The organism is Rhizobium sp. YTUHZ045, assembly GCF_051124255.1.
GTDB lineage: Bacteria > Pseudomonadota > Alphaproteobacteria > Rhizobiales > Rhizobiaceae > Rhizobium.
This window is the reverse complement of sequence record NZ_CP101433.1, coordinates 985,409-1,002,342: the sequence shown is the minus strand read 5'-3', so window position 1 is coordinate 1,002,342 and position 16,934 is coordinate 985,409. Positions and strand designations below refer to the sequence as shown.

The 16,934-nt window shown below is 61.9% G+C and carries 12 protein-coding genes; 8 read left to right on the top strand and 4 right to left on the bottom strand.

All coding sequences use genetic code 11. The features are described from left to right. The first annotated feature begins 68 nt into the window (after positions 1–68). From NMA58_RS26900 to NMA58_RS26875, 6 genes are all read left to right on the top strand, one after another. Complete coding sequence (locus NMA58_RS26900) at positions 69–521, top strand: hypothetical protein (RefSeq protein WP_434713899.1); 453 nt, start codon at positions 69–71, stop codon at positions 519–521. A gap of 27 nt (positions 522–548) precedes the next feature. Then, positions 549–830 carry a hypothetical protein gene (locus NMA58_RS26895; protein WP_221112738.1) on the top strand — a complete coding sequence of 94 codons (282 nt, stop codon included), beginning with the start codon at positions 549–551 and terminating at the stop codon, positions 828–830. Between the two features lie 2 nt (positions 831–832). After that, positions 833–1,711 carry an alpha/beta fold hydrolase gene (locus NMA58_RS26890; RefSeq protein ID WP_434713898.1) on the top strand — a complete coding sequence of 293 codons (879 nt, stop codon included), beginning with the start codon at positions 833–835 and terminating at the stop codon, positions 1,709–1,711. 141 nt (positions 1,712–1,852) lie between these two features. Next, on the top strand, positions 1,853–2,878 hold the full coding sequence (locus NMA58_RS26885) for an ABC transporter substrate-binding protein (protein WP_434713897.1): 1,026 nt from the start codon (positions 1,853–1,855) through the stop codon (positions 2,876–2,878). Then, the gene (locus NMA58_RS26880; RefSeq protein ID WP_434713896.1) at positions 2,875–3,915 is read left to right on the top strand and encodes a FecCD family ABC transporter permease; all 1,041 of its coding nucleotides are present in this window, start codon (positions 2,875–2,877) and stop codon (positions 3,913–3,915) included. The genes NMA58_RS26885 and NMA58_RS26880 overlap by 4 nt, the downstream gene beginning before the upstream one ends. Continuing rightward, positions 3,912–4,673: an ABC transporter ATP-binding protein gene (locus tag NMA58_RS26875; protein WP_434713895.1), complete on the top strand. Its 762-nt coding sequence runs from the start codon at positions 3,912–3,914 to the stop codon at positions 4,671–4,673. Before NMA58_RS26880 ends, NMA58_RS26875 begins: the two co-directional genes overlap by 4 nt. Positions 4,674–4,685: 12 nt before the next feature. Here NMA58_RS26875 and NMA58_RS26870 read toward each other — a convergent pair whose 3' ends face one another. Next, on the bottom strand, positions 4,686–5,153 hold the full coding sequence (locus NMA58_RS26870; protein WP_221127112.1) for an Lrp/AsnC family transcriptional regulator: 468 nt from the start codon (positions 5,151–5,153) through the stop codon (positions 4,686–4,688). A 150-nt stretch (positions 5,154–5,303) separates the two neighbouring features. Between NMA58_RS26870 and NMA58_RS26865 the strand changes: the two genes are divergently transcribed. Beyond that, a complete protein-coding gene (locus tag NMA58_RS26865) occupies positions 5,304–6,479 on the top strand; it encodes an amino acid aminotransferase (RefSeq protein ID WP_434713894.1) in 1,176 nt (391 codons plus the stop codon). Between the two features lie 29 nt (positions 6,480–6,508). After that, a complete protein-coding gene (locus tag NMA58_RS26860) occupies positions 6,509–8,134 on the top strand; it encodes a thiamine pyrophosphate-dependent enzyme (RefSeq protein ID WP_434713893.1) in 1,626 nt (541 codons plus the stop codon). 21 nt (positions 8,135–8,155) lie between these two features. Here NMA58_RS26860 and glgB read toward each other — a convergent pair whose 3' ends face one another. Genes glgB through NMA58_RS26845 form a run of 3 tightly spaced genes read right to left on the bottom strand, consistent with a single transcriptional unit; the run spans position 8,156 to position 16,857 of the window. Then, positions 8,156–10,354, bottom strand: coding sequence for a 1,4-alpha-glucan branching protein GlgB (gene glgB, locus NMA58_RS26855; RefSeq protein WP_434713892.1), 2,199 nt, complete (start codon positions 10,352–10,354; stop codon positions 8,156–8,158). Then, on the bottom strand, positions 10,351–13,632 hold the full coding sequence (gene treS / locus NMA58_RS26850; RefSeq protein ID WP_434713891.1) for a maltose alpha-D-glucosyltransferase: 3,282 nt from the start codon (positions 13,630–13,632) through the stop codon (positions 10,351–10,353). Before treS ends, glgB begins: the two co-directional genes overlap by 4 nt. Next, complete coding sequence (locus tag NMA58_RS26845; protein WP_434713890.1) at positions 13,633–16,857, bottom strand: alpha-1,4-glucan--maltose-1-phosphate maltosyltransferase; 3,225 nt, start codon at positions 16,855–16,857, stop codon at positions 13,633–13,635. It lies immediately after the preceding gene. Positions 16,858–16,934: the final 77 nt, after the last annotated feature.

Sequence of the window (16,934 nt, the reverse complement as noted above, 5' to 3'; positions counted from 1 at the left end):
GCCAAACTTTGCCGGCGTGGGAACAGTTTCCCGCTGGCCGTCGTTTCCGTCCTGACAAGGAGAACGACATGTCGAACGTCTCAAGGACAGGGAAAGACGAGATGAACAATGCGACCAGCCCGACGACCTTCGGAAAGTCGGTCGAGAGCCAAGCGCAGATGCAGGATGCCGCGGCGGAGGCATCGTCCGAAACCGGCGGCGAGGTGCTGAACATCTACCGGCTTGAGCCGATCGCCAAACCCGACGATCCCAGATGGGGCAATGCGCCCAATCACGGCGCCATCGTCGTCGCCGCCCGGACGCCGGGCGATGCCAGAATCGTTGCCGCGGCACGCGAGCTCGATTTCATGGAAGTCGATGCGGCGCCTGCCGAAGATGTCACCACGGCCAATGCCAGCGCCTTTCGTGACGACAAACTCTACACCGTGATCGAGATCGATCGGGACAGACGTGATATAAAGCGGGGTATCCTAGACGGCACGGTCTCGGTCGACACAATCCGGCCGGTCGAACAGGACTAGAAATCCTTTCTTCACCCGGGAGTTCTCATGAATACCGCCAATCTGCAGCTCAAGGGCCTGATCATGGCAATGGCCTCGATATGCGACGCGATCGTCGAAAAGGAATTGCTTACGCGCGCGGAAATCGATGCCGCGCTCTCGAAAGCCAAAAGGGCGATCGAGGAGGACGACGACCATGAGCTCTCCGGCGCCAACCTGGCGGCAATCCTATTTCCAATCCGTGTGCTGCAGCTTGCCGGCGAGGCCGGCAGCAAAGGCGAAGGGGCGACATTTTCGGATTATGCCAAGCTCGTGGGCAAGCTCAGCTGACCATGTTCCAAGGCTTTTCTCTCGATTCCGTCGACGTCGGACCGGGTTCGCTTCGCGTCCGACACGGCGGATCAGGACCAGCCGTTCTTCTCCTCCACGGCCATCCCAGGACGCATATGACCTGGGGGAAGGTGGCGGAGCTGCTGGCGCCCGACTACACGGTCGTCTGCCCCGACCTTCCCGGCTTCGGCCGCTCCTACCAGCCGGCCGATGCTCCCGACAGTAGCAACTCTTCGAAGCGCGCCAAGGCTGAAGCGCTGGTCGCGCTGATGCGGCGACTGGGGCACGAAAACTTCGCGGTGGTCGGCCACGACCGCGGAAGCCTGACTGCCTTCCGCATGGCGATGGACCATCCCGATCGCGTGCAGAAACTCGTGATCGCCGACGGCATCCCCGTGATCGAGCATCTCGAACGCGCCGACTGGAAATTTGCCCGGGACTGGTACCACTGGTTCTTCTTCGCTCAGCCGGAAAAGCCGGAGCGGGCGATCATGGCCGATCCCTTGGCATGGTACGACAAACTCTCGCCTGAACTGATGGGAAGGCCGGCCTATGACGACCTTATCGACATTATCCACGATCCAGCCGTGATCCACGGGATGATCGAGGATTACCGCGCCGGCCTCAGTATCGACCACCGCCACGACCGCGAGGACCGCGATACCGGCCGGAAAGTGATCTGCCCCATGCTGTGCCTCTGGTCGTTGCGCGACGATATGGAACAGATCTACGGCGATCCCGTCGCTATCTGGCGAAACTGGGCCGAGGACGTGCACGGCTTCGGCATCGACAGCGGCCATCACGTGGCCGAGGAGAACCCACAAGCTCTCTCGCAGGCGATCCGGAAGTTTCTCGAAAACGATAGCAGTATCTGGACTTAGGACATGGTCTGGCAGGCGAGTTAACTGGGCGCAGTGTCCAGCACCGTCGATTTCTGCGATAAGTTGATCCGTTTGGTCTTGTTTTCCTGCGCCTCCTGTGGCTATACCCCCGCCCATAAACTCACGCACCGGGATTTCTACGTGATCTGCTTTAAATCACTTCTGGCCGCCTGCGGCCTCTCCGCTCTAATCGGCCTTGCCGCGGCCCCGTCATTTGCCGGCTCGACCACCTACCCGCTGACGCTCGAAAACTGCGGCGCTGAGGTGACCTTCAAGAAGGCGCCCGAACGGGCGATCGGGCTTGGCCAGAACAGCGCGGAAATCCTGCTGTTGCTCGGCCTTCAGGACAAGATGGTCGGCACCGCCTTCTGGCCGAGCAAGGTTCTGCCGCAGCTCGCCGAGGCAAATGCCAAGGTCAAGCTTCTCACCGTCGAGATGCCGACCTTCGAGTCGATGCTCGCGGAAAATCCCGATTTCGTGGCGGTGGCCTTGCCAAGCCTGGTCGGCCCCAACAGCAAGATCGCCAAGCGCGAGGATTTCGACAGGGTCGGCGTCTCAACCTACCTCTCGCCGAGCACCTGCCTCAGCACCAAGGACGTCAAGGACCAGTACGGCAGCCGCCGCGAGTTGTGGAACATGGATCTTCTCTACAAGGAGATCGACGAACTCTCTCAGATTTTCGATGTCGCCGATCGGGGCCAGGCGCTGATCGCCGATTTCAAGGCGCGTGAAGCCAAGCTTCGCGGGAGCGTTGCCAAGGACGGCCAGAACCTGTCCTACGTCTTCTGGTTTTCCAGCCCCAGCCCGTCGGCCGACGCCTATGTTGGTGGTAAAAACAGCGCCTCCGGCTTCATCGCCGATCTGCTCGGCGGACATAATGCGATCAGCGCCGACGCAGAATGGCCGACCGTCGGCTGGGAAGGCATCATCGCCTCCAACCCCGACGTCATCGTCGTCGCCAGCCTCGACCGCAACCGCTGGGAGCTCGACAAGCCCGAAGCCAAGATCAACTTCCTGAACTCCGATCCGGCCGTCAGCCAGATTCCGGCCGTCAAGAACAAGGCTCTCGTCGTCATGGACGGCCAGGCCATGAACCCGACCATCCGCACGATCTACGGCGCCGAGCAGGTAGCCGAGCAGCTGAAGGCGCTCGGTCTGCGGAAGTGACCGACGCAGGCCGTCTCTTCCGGCAGCTGGGAGCGGTCACCGCACTGCTGCTCGCTTCCTTCTGCCTCATCGCTGTCGCCATCGGCGTCAGCGTCGGGATCGGCGATCTGCCGATTCCGCTTGCGACCACCTTTTCGGCGGTCACCAACCGGCTCGGATGGACCGCGGTCGAGCTGAACCGCATTCATGAGACTGTCATCTGGGATTATCGCCTAAGCCGCGCGCTCGTCGCCGCCGTCTGCGGCGCGGGACTGGCGCTGTCTGGCGCCATCATGCAGTCGCTGCTGCGCAACCCGCTTGCCGAACCCTATGTGCTCGGCATCTCGGCCGGCGCTTCTACCGGCGCCGTCGCAATCGTTATCCTCGGGCTCGGCTCGGGCGCGGTATCGCTGTCATCAGGCGCGTTTGCCGGCGCCTTCGCAGCCTTCTTCTTCGTCGCATTGCTGTCGAACGGCACCCGCGGCGGCGCCGACCGCACCATTCTCGCCGGTGTCGCCGCGTCGCAGCTCTTCAACGCCTCGACCTCCTATATCGTCACCACCTCGGCCAATGCGCAGCAGGCCCGCGACGTCATGTTCTGGCTGCTCGGCAGTTTCGGCGGCGTGCGCTGGCCGGAATTCGCGCTGGTTTCGGTGGTCGTCGGTTTCGGCCTTGCCGCCTGTCTGCTCTATGCCCGCGTGCTCGACGCCTTCGCTTTCGGCGACGAGGCGGCATCCTCGCTCGGCGTCAATGTCGGGCGCGCCCGCATGGTGCTCTTCGCGCTGACTGCCATGATGACCGCCACGATCGTCAGCATGGTCGGCTCGATCGGCTTCGTCGGCCTCGTCGTGCCGCATGTCGCCCGCTTCGTCGTCGGGCCGCTGCATATCCGTCTGCTGCCGGCCTGCGCCATCGGCGGAGCGATCTTTATGGTCCTCGCAGACATCGCCGCGCGCGCCCTCATTCCCGGTCAAATCCTGCCGATCGGCGTCGTCACGGCGCTGGTCGGCGTTCCTTTCTTCTCGATCATCCTCTACCGGTTCCAGCGCGCGTCATGAGCATCAAGGCCGACAACCTCACCTGGAAAATTGGCAGGAAGACCATTCTGGACGGCGTCTCCATGGAGGCGCAGCCCGGCCGGATGCTCGGCTTGCTCGGGCCGAATGGCTCGGGCAAGACCTCGCTGCTGCGGCTTCTCGCGGGCCTGAAGCGGCCGCATTCCGGCCGCGTCACACTCGACCGGAGCGATATCGGCACGATCAGCCGCCGCTCGATCGCTCGGCGGATCGCCTTCGTCGAGCAGCACGCAACGACGAACGCCAATCTCAAGGTCGTCGACGTCGTCAAGCTCGGCCGTTTCCCGCACCGGTCGATGTTCTCCGGCTGGACGAAGGCCGACGAAGAGGCGGTCGAGACGGCACTTGCGCGTGCCGGCATGGCGGAGAAGCGCGACGATCGCTGGCAGAGCCTATCGGGCGGCGAAAAGCAGCGCACCCACATCGCCAGGGCGCTTGCCCAGTCGCCGCAGGAACTCATCCTCGACGAACCGACAAACCATCTCGACATCCAGCACCAGATCGGCCTGATGCGGCTCGTTTCCGGCCTGCCGATCACCAGCATCGTCGCGTTGCATGATCTCAACCATGCCGCCATGTTCTGCGACGAGCTTGCTATCATGCAGCAGGGCCGGATCGTCGCGTCAGGCGCGCCAGAGGATGTGCTGAGCGAGGCGCTGCTGCGCGAGGTCTTTTCGGTCGAAGCCCGCATCGAAGCCTCCCCCCATCATTCGCGCCCGCATATCCACTATCTCAGGTGAGAACGGCCGCTCTCACGTCACGATCTGCAGCGGCAAAGCGGTCGTCTTTTTGATCGTCTTGAGGACGATGCTCGATTTGACCGACGCCAGATTGTCGGTGACCCGGATCATTCTTTCGAGAAACTGGCTGAGATGGTCGAGGTCACGCGTCATGACCTTCATCAGAAAGTCGGCGTCGCCTGTCTGCGAGTAACATTCCAGGATCTCCGGCGCAGTCTCGATGAAACGATGGAGCCGCTCGTTTCCGCCTTCGGTATGGGCTCGAAGGCTGACGAGCGTATGTGCGACGACGGTGAAACCCAGTTTCACCGGATTGAGGATAGCGACGACGCTCTGGATATATTGCTCTTTGCGCAGTCTTTCCAAACGGCGCGCGCATTGAGTGGCGGACAGGTTGACCTTCTGGGACAACTCGCCCTGCGTCATCTCGCTGTTTTGCTGGAGGGCGGCGAGCAATTTGATATCGAACGGATCAAGCATGACCATCACTCCAGACGGTGATTTTCTGCACATTATAGGCCGCTTCCGCCGATTGTCTGCACGATCGCGGACTCCAGGGGTGAAAATCGCAGAAATTCGCCGTGACAGTTCAGTTAATCTCCAGCCACAATGCAAAAGCGAGGTGGAACTGTGTTTGACCAACTGAACAGCCGGCCGGCCGATAGCCTGCTCGCCCTCATCAAGGCCTTCCAGGCCGACGATCGTCCCGGAAAGATCGACCTCGGCGTCGGCGTCTATCGCGATGGCATGGGACGCACGCCCGTCATGCGGGCCGTCAAGGCGGCGGAGCAGTTTCTCCTGGAGACCCAGGGCAGCAAGAAATACCTCGGCCCCGAAGGCGATCTGCAATTCGTGCGCCTGCTTGAGCCGATCATCTTCGGCAACGCGCCGAAATTCGCCCAACGGCTCGCCGGTATTCAAACGCCCGGCGGCAGCGGCGCGCTCCGTCTCGGCGCGGAGCTCATTCAAACGGCAAACCCATCAGCAAAGGTTTTTTTGGGAACGCCGAGCTGGGCCAACCATGCACCGATTTTCGCTTCGGCGCGCTTGGACGTGAAGGAATACGCCTTCGTGGACCTGCCTTCACAGCAGGTGACATTCGACAGCGTCGTCTCCGCCTTGTCTTCCGCCGGGGAAGGCGACGTCGTGCTGCTTCACGGTTGCTGCCATAACCCAACTGGCATCGATTTCACCATCGAGCAGTGGCGAAAGATTACCGACCTCCTCGTCAAGCACAGGCTGGTGCCCTTCATCGATCTTGCCTATCAGGGGCTCGGCGACGGCCTCGAACAGGATGCCGCCCCGACACGCATGATCCTCGATGCGGTCGACGAGGCGCTGATCGCCTATTCCTGCGACAAGAACTTCGGCCTCTATCGCGAACGCGTCGGCGCACTTTATGTCGTGGCTCGCAATGCCGATGACGTCAGAAAGGCGGAAAGCAACATGGCGGCGCTTGCCCGCGTCAACTGGTCCATGCCGCCGGATCATGGGGCTGCCGTCGTCAGGGCCATTCTCGAAAGCGCAGAAATGACGGCAATGTGGCGCGCCGAACTCGAAGAAATGTGCGAGCGCATTAACGGCAATCGCGCGGCGCTGGCTGCTGCCTCGACCGAACTGGCCTTCATCCGCCGGCAGCGCGGCCTGTTTTCCAATCTCTCCATGCGTAAGGAAACGGCGATCGCGCTCAGGGCAAACCATGGCATCTACATGGCGGATTCCGGCCGCATGAATCTTGCCGGCATGCAGCCCGCCGATGCCGGCGCCATCGTCGCCGCGCTCAGGGCCGAAGGCTGCCTGAAGTAAATAAATCAACACTCCGTTGGAGCCTCCGAATGAGCAGGAAAGAAACGACCGGCCAGGCGATCACCCGGTCGCTTGTCGCCCATGGGATCGACACGGTCTTCGGCATCCCCGGCGCCCATATGTATGATTTCAACGATGCGCTTTATGACGCCGGCGACAAGATCCGGTTCATCCATACAAGGCACGAACAGGGTGCGGCCTATATGGCCTACGGCTATGCCAAATCCACCGGCCGGATCGGCGCCTATACCGTCGTGCCCGGCCCGGGCGTTCTCAATTCGGGCGCGGCCCTCTGCACCGCTTACGGCGCCAACGCGCCGGTGCTCTGCGTCACCGGCAACATCCTGTCGCAGCTCATCGGCCGAGGCAGAGGACAGTTGCACGAACTGCCGGATCAACTCACGACAATGCGCGGGATTGCCAAGACGGCCGAACGCATCAATCACCAGTCCGAAGCCGGTGTCATCACGGCGGGGGTCGTCGCCAAGATGCTATCCGGCCGCCAGGGCCCGGGAGCGGTTGAAGCCCCTTGGGACGTGTTCGGACAATCCGGCCCTGAAATCGACATTCCCATTGACGCGAGAGCGCCTCATCCGGCAATCAATCCCGATCAGATCGCGGCCGCGGCGGCGCTGATATCAAGCGCCAGTAATCCGATGATCATGGTTGGCGGTGGCGCGGCGGATGCCGGCGCGGATATCGCCGCGCTTGCGGAACTGCTGCAGGCACCGGTGACATCGCATCGCTCCGGCAAGGGCATCGTCCCCGACGACCATCCGAACTATCTGAATTTCGTCGCCGCCTATGAATATTGGAAGAAGGTCGACGTGCTGATCGGGGTCGGCAGCCGGCTCGAATTGCAGTTCATGCGCTGGAAGTGGGTTCCCAAGGGGCTCAAGATCATCCGCATCGATATCGATCCGACCGAAATGGTCCGCCTCAAGCCGGATGTCGGTATCGTCGCGGACGCCAGGGATGGAACGAAGGCGCTGATCGATGCGCTGGCCGGTTCCGGCCGCGAGGATCGCACACGTGAATTTACCGAACTCAATGAAGAAGCAAGGTCTCGTTTTTCGGCGGTGCAGCCGCAGCTTGGCTATCTCGAAGCCATTCGCGAGGCCCTGCCGAGAGACGGCTTCTTCGTCGAGGAAATCAGTCAGATGGGCTTTGCCGCCCGCTTTGCCTTCCCGAGCTATGGTCCACGCCGATACGTGACATGCGGCTATCAGGACAATCTTGGTTTCGGTTTCAACACCGCCTTGGGTGTGAAAGTCGCCCATCCCGACAAAGCCGTGATCTCCGTTTCGGGTGACGGCGGCTTCATGTTCGGCGTTCAGGAGCTTGCCACCGCCGTACAGCACAGGATCGCCGTCGTCGCCATCGTGTTCAACAATTCCGCTTATGGCAATGTGCTGCGCGACCAGAAGCAGACCTATAAGGGCCGCACTCTCGGCTCGGATCTGACCAATCCCGATTTCGTCGCTCTCGGCGAAAGCTTCGGCATCCGATCCTTCAAGGCGACGAGCCCCGGCGAATTAAGGGACGTGCTGGAGAAAGCCCTTGCACTCGACGAGCCCGTCCTCATCGAAGTTCCAGTTGAAAAGGGATCGGAGGCAAGCCCCTGGCCCTTCATCCATCCGGCTCCGCACGAATGACCGGAAGGAGGCGAAGCCCTATCAAGGCGACTTGAGAAAGATCGTCGCCAGCGGCGGCAGCGTCAGCGAGAGCGAATGCGGCCTCCCGTGGGCAGATACTGGTTCGCTCGACACTGCGCCGTTGACGAGGCCCGAGCCGCCATATTCGCCCGCATCCGTCGTGATCTTCTCGATCCAAACGCCATCCTGCGGCACGCCGATCCTATAGCCATAGCGCGGCACTGGCGTGAGATTCGAGACGACGAGCACCGACGAGGAGCGGTCAGGGGCATACCGCAGCATGCCGAGGACGGAATTCACGGCGTCATCAGCCGCCGCCCATTCGAAGCCTTGGTGATGGAAATCGCCAAACTGCAAGGCCGGCTCGTCTTTGTAAAAGCCGTTCAGATCCTTGACCAGCCGCTGGATTCCTGCATGCGCGGGCCGATCCAGCACATCCCAGCTCACCGAAGCGTCATGGTTCCACTCGCCGGGTTGAGCGATCTCGCTTCCCATGAATAACAGCTTCTTGCCGGGATGGCCCCACATGAAGGCGAGGTAACTGCGCAGGTTGGCGAACTTCTGCCACTCGTCGCCGGGCATCTTGCCGAGCAGCGAGCCCTTTCCGTAGACCACCTCGTCGTGCGAAATCGGCAGAATGAAGCGTTCGGAATAGGCATAGATCATGCTGAAGGTCATCGTGCCGTGGTGGTAACTCCGGTAAACCGGATCCTTCTCGATATAGCTCAGGCTGTCATGCATCCAGCCCATGTTCCACTTCATGTCGAAGCCGAGCCCACCCTCTTCCGGCGGTTTCGTCACGCCGGGCCAAGCGGTCGACTCCTCTGCGATCGTCATCGCATGCGGGCAGCGCTCATGGACGATGCTGTTCAGGTGCTTGAAGAATTCCACCGCTTCCAGGTTCTCACGGCCGCCATACCGGTTGGGAATCCATTCCCCCTCGTTGCGGCTGTAGTCGCGGTAGAGCATCGAGGCGACGGCATCGACGCGCAATCCGTCGATATGGTAGCGTTCGAGCCATTCGAGCGCGCTGGCGATCAGGAAGCCTTTCACCTCATTGCGACCGAGATTGTAGATCAGCGTGTTCCAGTCGCGATGAAAGCCCTCACGCGGATCCTCGTGTTCGTAGAGCGCGGTGCCGTCGAAGCGGGCGAGCCCCCAGACGTCGGTGGGAAAATGCGCCGGCACCCAATCGAGGATGACGCCGATCCCGGCGCCATGGCAGCGGTCGATAAAATAGGCGAGATCCTCAGGCGTGCCATAACGGCCGGTCGGGGCGAAGAGGCCTAGCGGCTGATATCCCCAGGAGCCGCCGAAGGGGTGCTCCATGATCGGCAGCAGCTCGATATGGGTGAATCCCATCTCGCGAACATAGGGAACGAGCCGCTGGCTGAGCTCGACCCAGTCGAGCGACCGCCCGCCATTCTCCCGCAGCCAGGACCCGGCATGCACCTCGTAGACGGAGATCGGCCCTTCCAGTCTTTGCTGCCGCGACCGGCCCTTCATCCAATTGTCATCAGTCCATCGAAATCGCGTCGAGGATGCGACGATCGAAGCGGTGGACGGGGCGGCTTCGCTCGCTCTCGCCACCGGATCGGCTTTCTGCGGCAAGCAGTTTCCATGCGGATCGATGATCTCGAACTTGTATCTCTCGCCAGGCGCCAGCCGTGGCACGAACAGCTCCCAGACGCCCGCCGGCTGCCTTAGCCGCATTGGGTTTCGTCGCCCGTCCCAGGCGTTGAAATCGCCGACAACTGAAACGCGGCGGGCATTCGGCGCCCAGACGGCGAAGCGGACGCCCGCGACGTCGTCGACCGACATTTCGACCGCGCCGAGCGTCCGGCTCAGGCTGTAATGGGTGCCCTCGGAGATCAGGTGGAGATCGAGCTCTCCGAGCAGAAGCCCGAAGCTATAGGGGTCCTCGGTTATCTGCTCGCCATCCGGCCACGTGATCCGCAACCGGTAGGGCATCCTCGAACCCATCGCCGCCGCAAACAGGCCGGAGGGGTGAGCGATGCTGAAGGGCGTCACCACCCTGCCGCTCGCCGCTTCGATGAGATCGACGCCTTCGGCACCCGGCAGATAGACGCGCACGATCGTCATGCCGCCGCTTTCATGCGGACCGAGGATCGAGAAGGGATCGCCGTGGCGTCCCTCGATCAGGGCCCAGAGCGCATCATGCCCGATGCCGGCGAGAAGTTCGGAGCGTTCAACATTCATGCCTCGACCCTCGCCAAGCGCGATACGATTTCGGCAAGGCCGGCAAGCGGGATCGGCAGCCACTTCGGCCTGATGCGGGCCTCATAGGCGATTTCATAGGCTGCCTTTTCGAGAAGAAAGGCATCGAGAATCCTCCGTCTTTGTTCGGTCGGCATGGCGAGCGCCCTCGATACGGAGACCGCCTGCCAATAGGCATCGAGAAAAGCCTCTTCGGCATTGCGCCCGAAACGCGCGATCGCGTCCCGGCGCACCTCGTTTTCGTGTTCGGTGACCGCGTCATTGTCGAGCTGGGCAGTGGCGACGAGATAGCTCAGCGATCTCAAAAGTCCGGCGACGTCGCGGAGCGGAACGGTCTTGGCGCGGCGTTCGGCGAGATTTTTGGCGGGCTCGCCTTCGAAGTCAATAATGACGGCGTCACCCTCGCTGACCAGGATTTGGCCAAGATGGAAGTCGCCATGGGTGCGCGTCATCAGCGCGCCGCGGGCGCTCTCCGCCAGACGCGCGCCAAGCTCGATGAGTTCGGAACGGCGCTCCAGAAGCGGGCGGGCGAGTTGATCGATCGCGGGCTCGGCATTTTCCTCGCGTTCTGCCAGTTTCGACATGGCATAGGCGACTTCGCCCGCCACCGCCTTCTTGATCGCCTCGACCTCATCGTTGCCGGCGACGACAGGGCTGAAAGCCTCGTCCGCATTTTCACCGGACAGCACGACGTGCAATTCGCCAAGCCTCATGCCGACCATGGCAACGAAGTTGATCAGCGGCTGAAAGACATCGTCGCCGGGCTCGACCGCCGGATCGTTCAACACGAGCTCGTCGGCCGCGCGGCGCAGATTGTTCAGCATCCAGTTCCAGGCGTCGCCCTGGTTGCGGATCGCACCCTGGACGATGATCAAGGTCGAGCGGCGGCCGCTGGAATCGGTGTGGGCTACTTCGCCAAGCAACGGCGCGGTATGGTCGTAACCCGCGCAGGTCAGAAACCGCGTCATTTCGACCTCCGGATGGACGCCGGGGAAGATGTGCCGGATTAGCTTGATCATGGCGACGTCGCCGACGATCAGCGAACTGTTGGATTGCTCGGCCGAGAGCCAATGAACCGGCATGTCGTCGGTAACCTGCAGGCGGTCGAGTCGCTCGGTGCCGAGAAATTCGAGTGTGCCGGTGCGTCCGGTGATGCGCGAGCGGTCGGCCAGCCCGCGCAGGATGCCGCGCGCCATCGGCTCGATCGCGAACCCATCCGTCAGGAAGCCGACCCGCCTGCCCTGACGAACCCGCCCGAGGGCGAGCTGCTGCGTCAGAGCGGAGGGTTGCGCATCATCCCAGGCGACCGCCAGCGGCAACTGATAGGATTCGCTGTGATCCGGCAGATCCACCTCCAATTCGCCGAGAACGATCCCCTCGGCATAGGGGATCGGCGTTGCCGAGATCAGCCGAGCCGCCTGAAGCGGCTGATCCTTCGCCCCGAACCAGCGCCGCTTGGCGAGATAAGCGGGCAGAATTTCGTTGCTAAGGACGCGTCCTAACCGCGGCTCATCGACCAGGTCGAGCAGACCGCGGCGGATCACCATCGTCACGAGATCGGGAAGCTGTTCGGGTGGAGCAGTGCGCCATGCCGGCGGATCGGCATCGGCCTCCAGCTGAAACCAGAAGAAGCCATAGGGCGGCAGTGTCAGGAGATAGGTCAGTTGCCCGATCGGTGGAAACGGCGACATGCCCGTTAGTTCGATCGGCACGCGGCCCTCGAAGGCCGAGAGGTCGAGCTCGACCGCCTGGGGCAGTCGCGAGAGGTTTGCGACGCACATCAGCGTCTCGCCGTTATATTCCCTAAGATAGGCCAGGATCTTGCGGTTCTCAGGCGACAGGAAACGCAGCGATCCGCGTCCGAAGGCCGGATGCCGGCCACGCAACGCCAGCATCTTTCGCGTCCAGTTGAGCAGCGAATGCGCGTCGGTGCTCTGGGCTTCGACATTGACGGCCTCGAAACCGTAGAGCGGATCGGCGATCGGCGGCAGGACGAGTCGCGCCGGATCCGTCCGGGAGAAGCCGCCATTGCGGTCGGGCGACCATTGCATCGGCGTCCGCACCCCGTCGCGGTCGCCGAGATAGATGTTGTCGCCCATGCCGATCTCATCGCCATAATAGATCACGGGCGTTCCCGGCATTGACAGAAGCAGCGCGTTCATCAGCTCTATGCGCCGGCGGTCGCGCTCCATCAGCGGCGCAAGGCGCCGCCTGATGCCGAGATTGATGCGGGCGCGCTTGTCGGATGCATAGGTCTCCCACAGATAGTCCCGCTCCGCGTCGGTGACCATCTCAAGCGTCAGCTCGTCATGATTGCGCAGGAAGATCGCCCACTGGCAATTCTCCGGGATTTCAGGCGTCTGACGCAGGATGTCGGTGATCGGGAAGCGGTCTTCCTTGGCGATCGCCATATACATGCGCGGCATCAGCGGGAAGTGGAACGCCATGTGGCATTCGTCGCCTTCGCCGAAATATTCCCGCGTGTCCTCGGGCCACTGATTGGCCTCCGCAAGCAGCATCACGCCGGGATGAGTGGCGTCGAGAGCGGCACGGATGCGCTTGAGGATCGCATGGGTCTCGGGCAGATTTTCGTTGATCGTCCCCTCGCGCTCGACGAGGTACGGAATTGCGTCGAGGCGGAAACCGTCGATGCCGGTCTCCAGCCAGAAGCGCATCACCTTCAGCAGCTCCTCCATAACCAGCGGGCTGTCGAAATTGAGATCGGGCTGGTGAGAATAGAAGCGGTGCCAATAATAGGCGCCGGCGACCGAATCCCACGTCCAGTTCGATTTCTCCGTGTCGAGGAAGATGATGCGCGTTTCCGGGAATTTCTGGTCGCTATCTGACCAGACATAGAAATCCCGCTCCGGCGATCCCGCAGGTGCATGGCGTGCGCGCTGGAACCAGGGATGCTGGTCGGAGGTATGGTTGATGACGAGCTCGATAATGACGCGGATATTTCGCTGATGGGCGGCATCAACAAAGGCGCGGAAATCCTCCATGGTCCCGTAATCCGGGCTGACATTGCCGTAGTCGGCGATGTCGTATCCGTCGTCGCGGCGCGGTGAGGGAAAGAAAGGCAAAAGCCAGATGGCGTTGACGCCGAGCGCTGCGATGTGATCTAGCTTCTGGTGCAGTCCGGCAAAATCGCCAACACCATCGCCATTGGCGTCGTAGAACGACTTGATGTGCAACTGATAGATGATCGCATCCTTGTACCAGAGCAGCGGGTCGACGCTACCGGGATTCATCGTGTCCATTCATGCCTCCGCTGCGCGAACGCGCCAGATCGCAAAGGGCAGGATCTGAGGATTGAAACTCACTCTCTGCCATTTGCCGTTCCACCTGAACCGGTGCCCCGTGACCAAATCCTCGGCGTCGAGCGCGCCGCCGTCCCCAAGCCCCCATTTCCACAGAGGCAGCTCGACATTGCTCTCCTGAAAATTGTGGGGATCGAGGCTGATCGCGATCAGCAGGACATTGTCGCGGGCGCGGCTCGCCTTCTCGAAGAACAGGATATTGTCATTCCACGCGTTCAGCAGCGTCAGCCCGAGATGCGAATGCAGCGCGGTGTTTTCGTTCCGGATGCGGTTCAACATCCGGATTTCGGCGATGATGTTGCCCGGCCTGTCGTAATCCCAGGCGCGAATCTCGTATTTCTCACTGTCGGCATATTCCTTGCGCTTGGCATCGGGACGCCCCTCGCAGAGTTCGAAGCCGTTATAGACGCCCCACAGTCCGGAAAGCGTCGCGGCTAATGCCGCGCGGATCAGAAAGGCCGGGCGCGGCGCGTTCTGCAGAAAATCCGGATTGATGTCATGGGTATTGACGAAGAAATGCGGGCGGAAGAATTCCTTCGGCGCCGTCTCGGTGAGCTCCCGCATATATTGCTCGAGCTCCCACTTGGTATTGCGCCAGGTGAAATAGGTATAGGACTGGGAGAAGCCGATCTTCGCCAACCGGTACATGACCTTCGGCTTGGTGAAGGCTTCCGACAGGAAGACGACCTCGGGGTGGCGCGCCCTGATATCGCCGATCAGCCATTCCCAGAACGGGAAGGGTTTGGTGTGCGGATTGTCGACCCGAAACAGCTTGACGCCCTGGTCGACCCAAAGCTGGACAATATCCCTAAGTTCCACCCACAGAGAGGGCAGCGCGTCTTTCGTATAGAAATCGACATTGACGATGTCCTCGTATTTTTTCGGCGGGTTCTCCGCATATTTGATCGTGCCATCGGGCCTCCAATCGAACCAGCCGGGATGCTCCGTCAGCCAGGGATGATCCGGCGAAGCCTGGATCGCAAGGTCGAGTGCGATCTCCAGCCCATGCCGGCCCGCCTCCTCGACCAGCCGGCCGAAATCCTCGAAATCGCCAAGCTCTGGATGAATTGCATCATGGCCGCCCTCCTCGGAGCCGATGGCATAAGGACTTCCCGGATCGCCGGGTGCTGCCTTCAGGCTGTTGTTGCGCCCCTTCCGGTTGGTCGTTCCAATCGGATGAATCGGCGGGAAATAGAGCACGTCGAAGCCCATGCCGCGGATATCCGGCAGTCTCGGGATGACGTCGTCAAAGGTCCCGTGCCGGTTCGGATCGCCGCTTTGCGAACGCGGGAAGATCTGGTACCAGCTGGCGAAGGCCGCCGACTTGCGTTCGGCATCGACGGCGCTTGCCGTGGAGCGAAGCCGGAAAGGCCGCTTATCGGCCCGTTTCATCAACTCGGCTGTCTCGGGGTCGAGCAAGATCGCCGTGCGCTCGGCATCGGAAGCGTTTTCAAGACTGTCGATGAGCGCCTGCAACTCTGCGCTGAGTGCCGCCTGCGCTTCGGCTTTTGCGGCGCGGACGAGGTCCAATCCTTCCTGCAGCTCCAGTTTCAGGTCCAGCCTGGCATCGTTCTTCTTGGTCAGCTCGTAGCGGAAGATCGCGAACGGGTTCTTCCACGCTTCGACCGCGAATTCATAGCGCCCGACGCGTTCCAGCAGGAATTCGGCACGCCAGCGGTCGTTCTCGACCAACTGCATCTCCGTCTCGTTCCACTCCGCCATGGCATCGTGCGGCCGCCAGAGCAGCACGGCGGCGATCGGGTCGTGGCCGTCGGCGAATATATCGGCCTCGACTGTGACGGTTTCGCCGACGACACGCTTTACGGGAAATCGTCCGTCATCGACCCGAGGCATGATGTTTTCGATGGCAAGCCGCGGCGAAGCGATTGCCTGCTCAACGTCGATAGCTGGCCGGGATGCGATCGGCTCGGGCGCTTTGGCTTCGATGATCCGCATTTCCCCTGCCCGCAAGCGCAGGACCGCATCGGCGGCGACGGGAAGATAACCGGAGGCAGCTTCGCGAAGGGCCGTCATTGGTGCGGAAGCGCTTCTCCTGAGGTCCTTGTTAATCAGGACGAACCGCACATTCGATGCGCTGCGAAGATCCTGCTCCTCGGATTGCACAAGCGCCGAAACCGGCCCATTGGCGTTGCGGATCAGGCGAAGCGATGGAGCGCGCGCGTGGCCGGACCTGCCGATCTCGGCATTGGCGACGCGTATTTCGGAGGAGATGTCGAAGGCGAGATCATGGCGCAGCCTCCGCAGCCCGGAACCGTCGCCATGGGTCGGATCGAGCGGTGTCGCCGCACCATATTCGAAACCGATCGGAACCATGAGACCACCGCCGAGCGAGGCGGCAAGCCGCAGCGCTCTGACGGCACGCCGCTCGAGGATTTCACGGCTCTCGGTCCCATGCGCGATCCGCCTGGCAAAGGGCGGTTCGGGAAAGGCAACCTGCCAGCCGAGCGCCTCCTGGACGCGGTGCTCCTCAACGAACCATCTCTCGTCGAGATCCCACCAGGCCATCGATGAAAAACATCCTGAAAAGCCTACATCGGCGATCGCTCTTCTTACCGCAAAATCGGTGCCGGGCGTCCAGGCGAGAAATTGAGCGTCAGCCTTCTCGCGCACCGCAGCGATCAGCGATTTGAAAAGCGATGGTGCGGCGCGGTCGATCCCGAGCACCCGGTAGCCGGAGAGGCCGAGCCCGGACAGCCGCCATAGCCGTTCGGTCCACTCCCCCAACAAACGCAATTGCCGCTCGGACCCGATCGTGTTCATCGGCTCCGCCGGATCAAGCGGCGAGCGTCGAGGATCGACCGGACGAAAGCCCGCTTGCGCATCGCCGACTTTCCCGTCGAGCATCAGGTCCATCATCAGGCCGACGCCGCTCTTCTCCGCGGCCTCCGCCAAGCGCGATATCCCATCATCGACCTCGCTTCCGAGCTGCAATTCAGAATCGAGGCGATCGAAATCCCGGAAGGTAAAGACGCTGCAGTTCCCGCCTCGGTCGAAGAGCGGCGCCGTCAGAACATAATCAAAGCCGGTATCCGCCGCATGGCCGAAAACCTCGCGCCATGCATCGATACCTTGGAGAAGTAGCGGGTTGACATAATAGATCCGGGGTGGGGTGCTGAAAGCACCCTGCTTCGCAGAGAGTAACATCGGCCGCCGCCTCGAGTTGCTTTTCAGGCAAACTTCCTTTGGCGGAGGTTGTTCCACTCAAACCGTCAATTCACGGC

Excerpts from the sequence above, each read along its gene's own strand:
- NMA58_RS26900 (WP_434713899.1), top strand. The coding sequence starts at position 69 with ATGTCGAACGTCTCAAGGACAGGGAAAGACGAGATGAACAATGCGACC.
- NMA58_RS26895 (WP_221112738.1), top strand. The coding sequence starts at position 549 with ATGAATACCGCCAATCTGCAGCTCAAGGGCCTGATCATGGCAATGGCC.
- NMA58_RS26890 (WP_434713898.1), top strand. The coding sequence starts at position 833 with ATGTTCCAAGGCTTTTCTCTCGATTCCGTCGACGTCGGACCGGGTTCG.
- NMA58_RS26875 (WP_434713895.1), top strand. The coding sequence starts at position 3,912 with ATGAGCATCAAGGCCGACAACCTCACCTGGAAAATTGGCAGGAAGACC.
- NMA58_RS26870 (WP_221127112.1), bottom strand. The coding sequence starts at position 5,153 with ATGCTTGATCCGTTCGATATCAAATTGCTCGCCGCCCTCCAGCAAAAC.
- NMA58_RS26860 (WP_434713893.1), top strand. The coding sequence starts at position 6,509 with ATGAGCAGGAAAGAAACGACCGGCCAGGCGATCACCCGGTCGCTTGTC.
- glgB (WP_434713892.1), bottom strand. The coding sequence starts at position 10,354 with ATGAATGTTGAACGCTCCGAACTTCTCGCCGGCATCGGGCATGATGCG.
- treS (WP_434713891.1), bottom strand. The coding sequence starts at position 13,632 with ATGGACACGATGAATCCCGGTAGCGTCGACCCGCTGCTCTGGTACAAG.
- NMA58_RS26845 (WP_434713890.1), bottom strand. The coding sequence starts at position 16,857 with ATGTTACTCTCTGCGAAGCAGGGTGCTTTCAGCACCCCACCCCGGATC.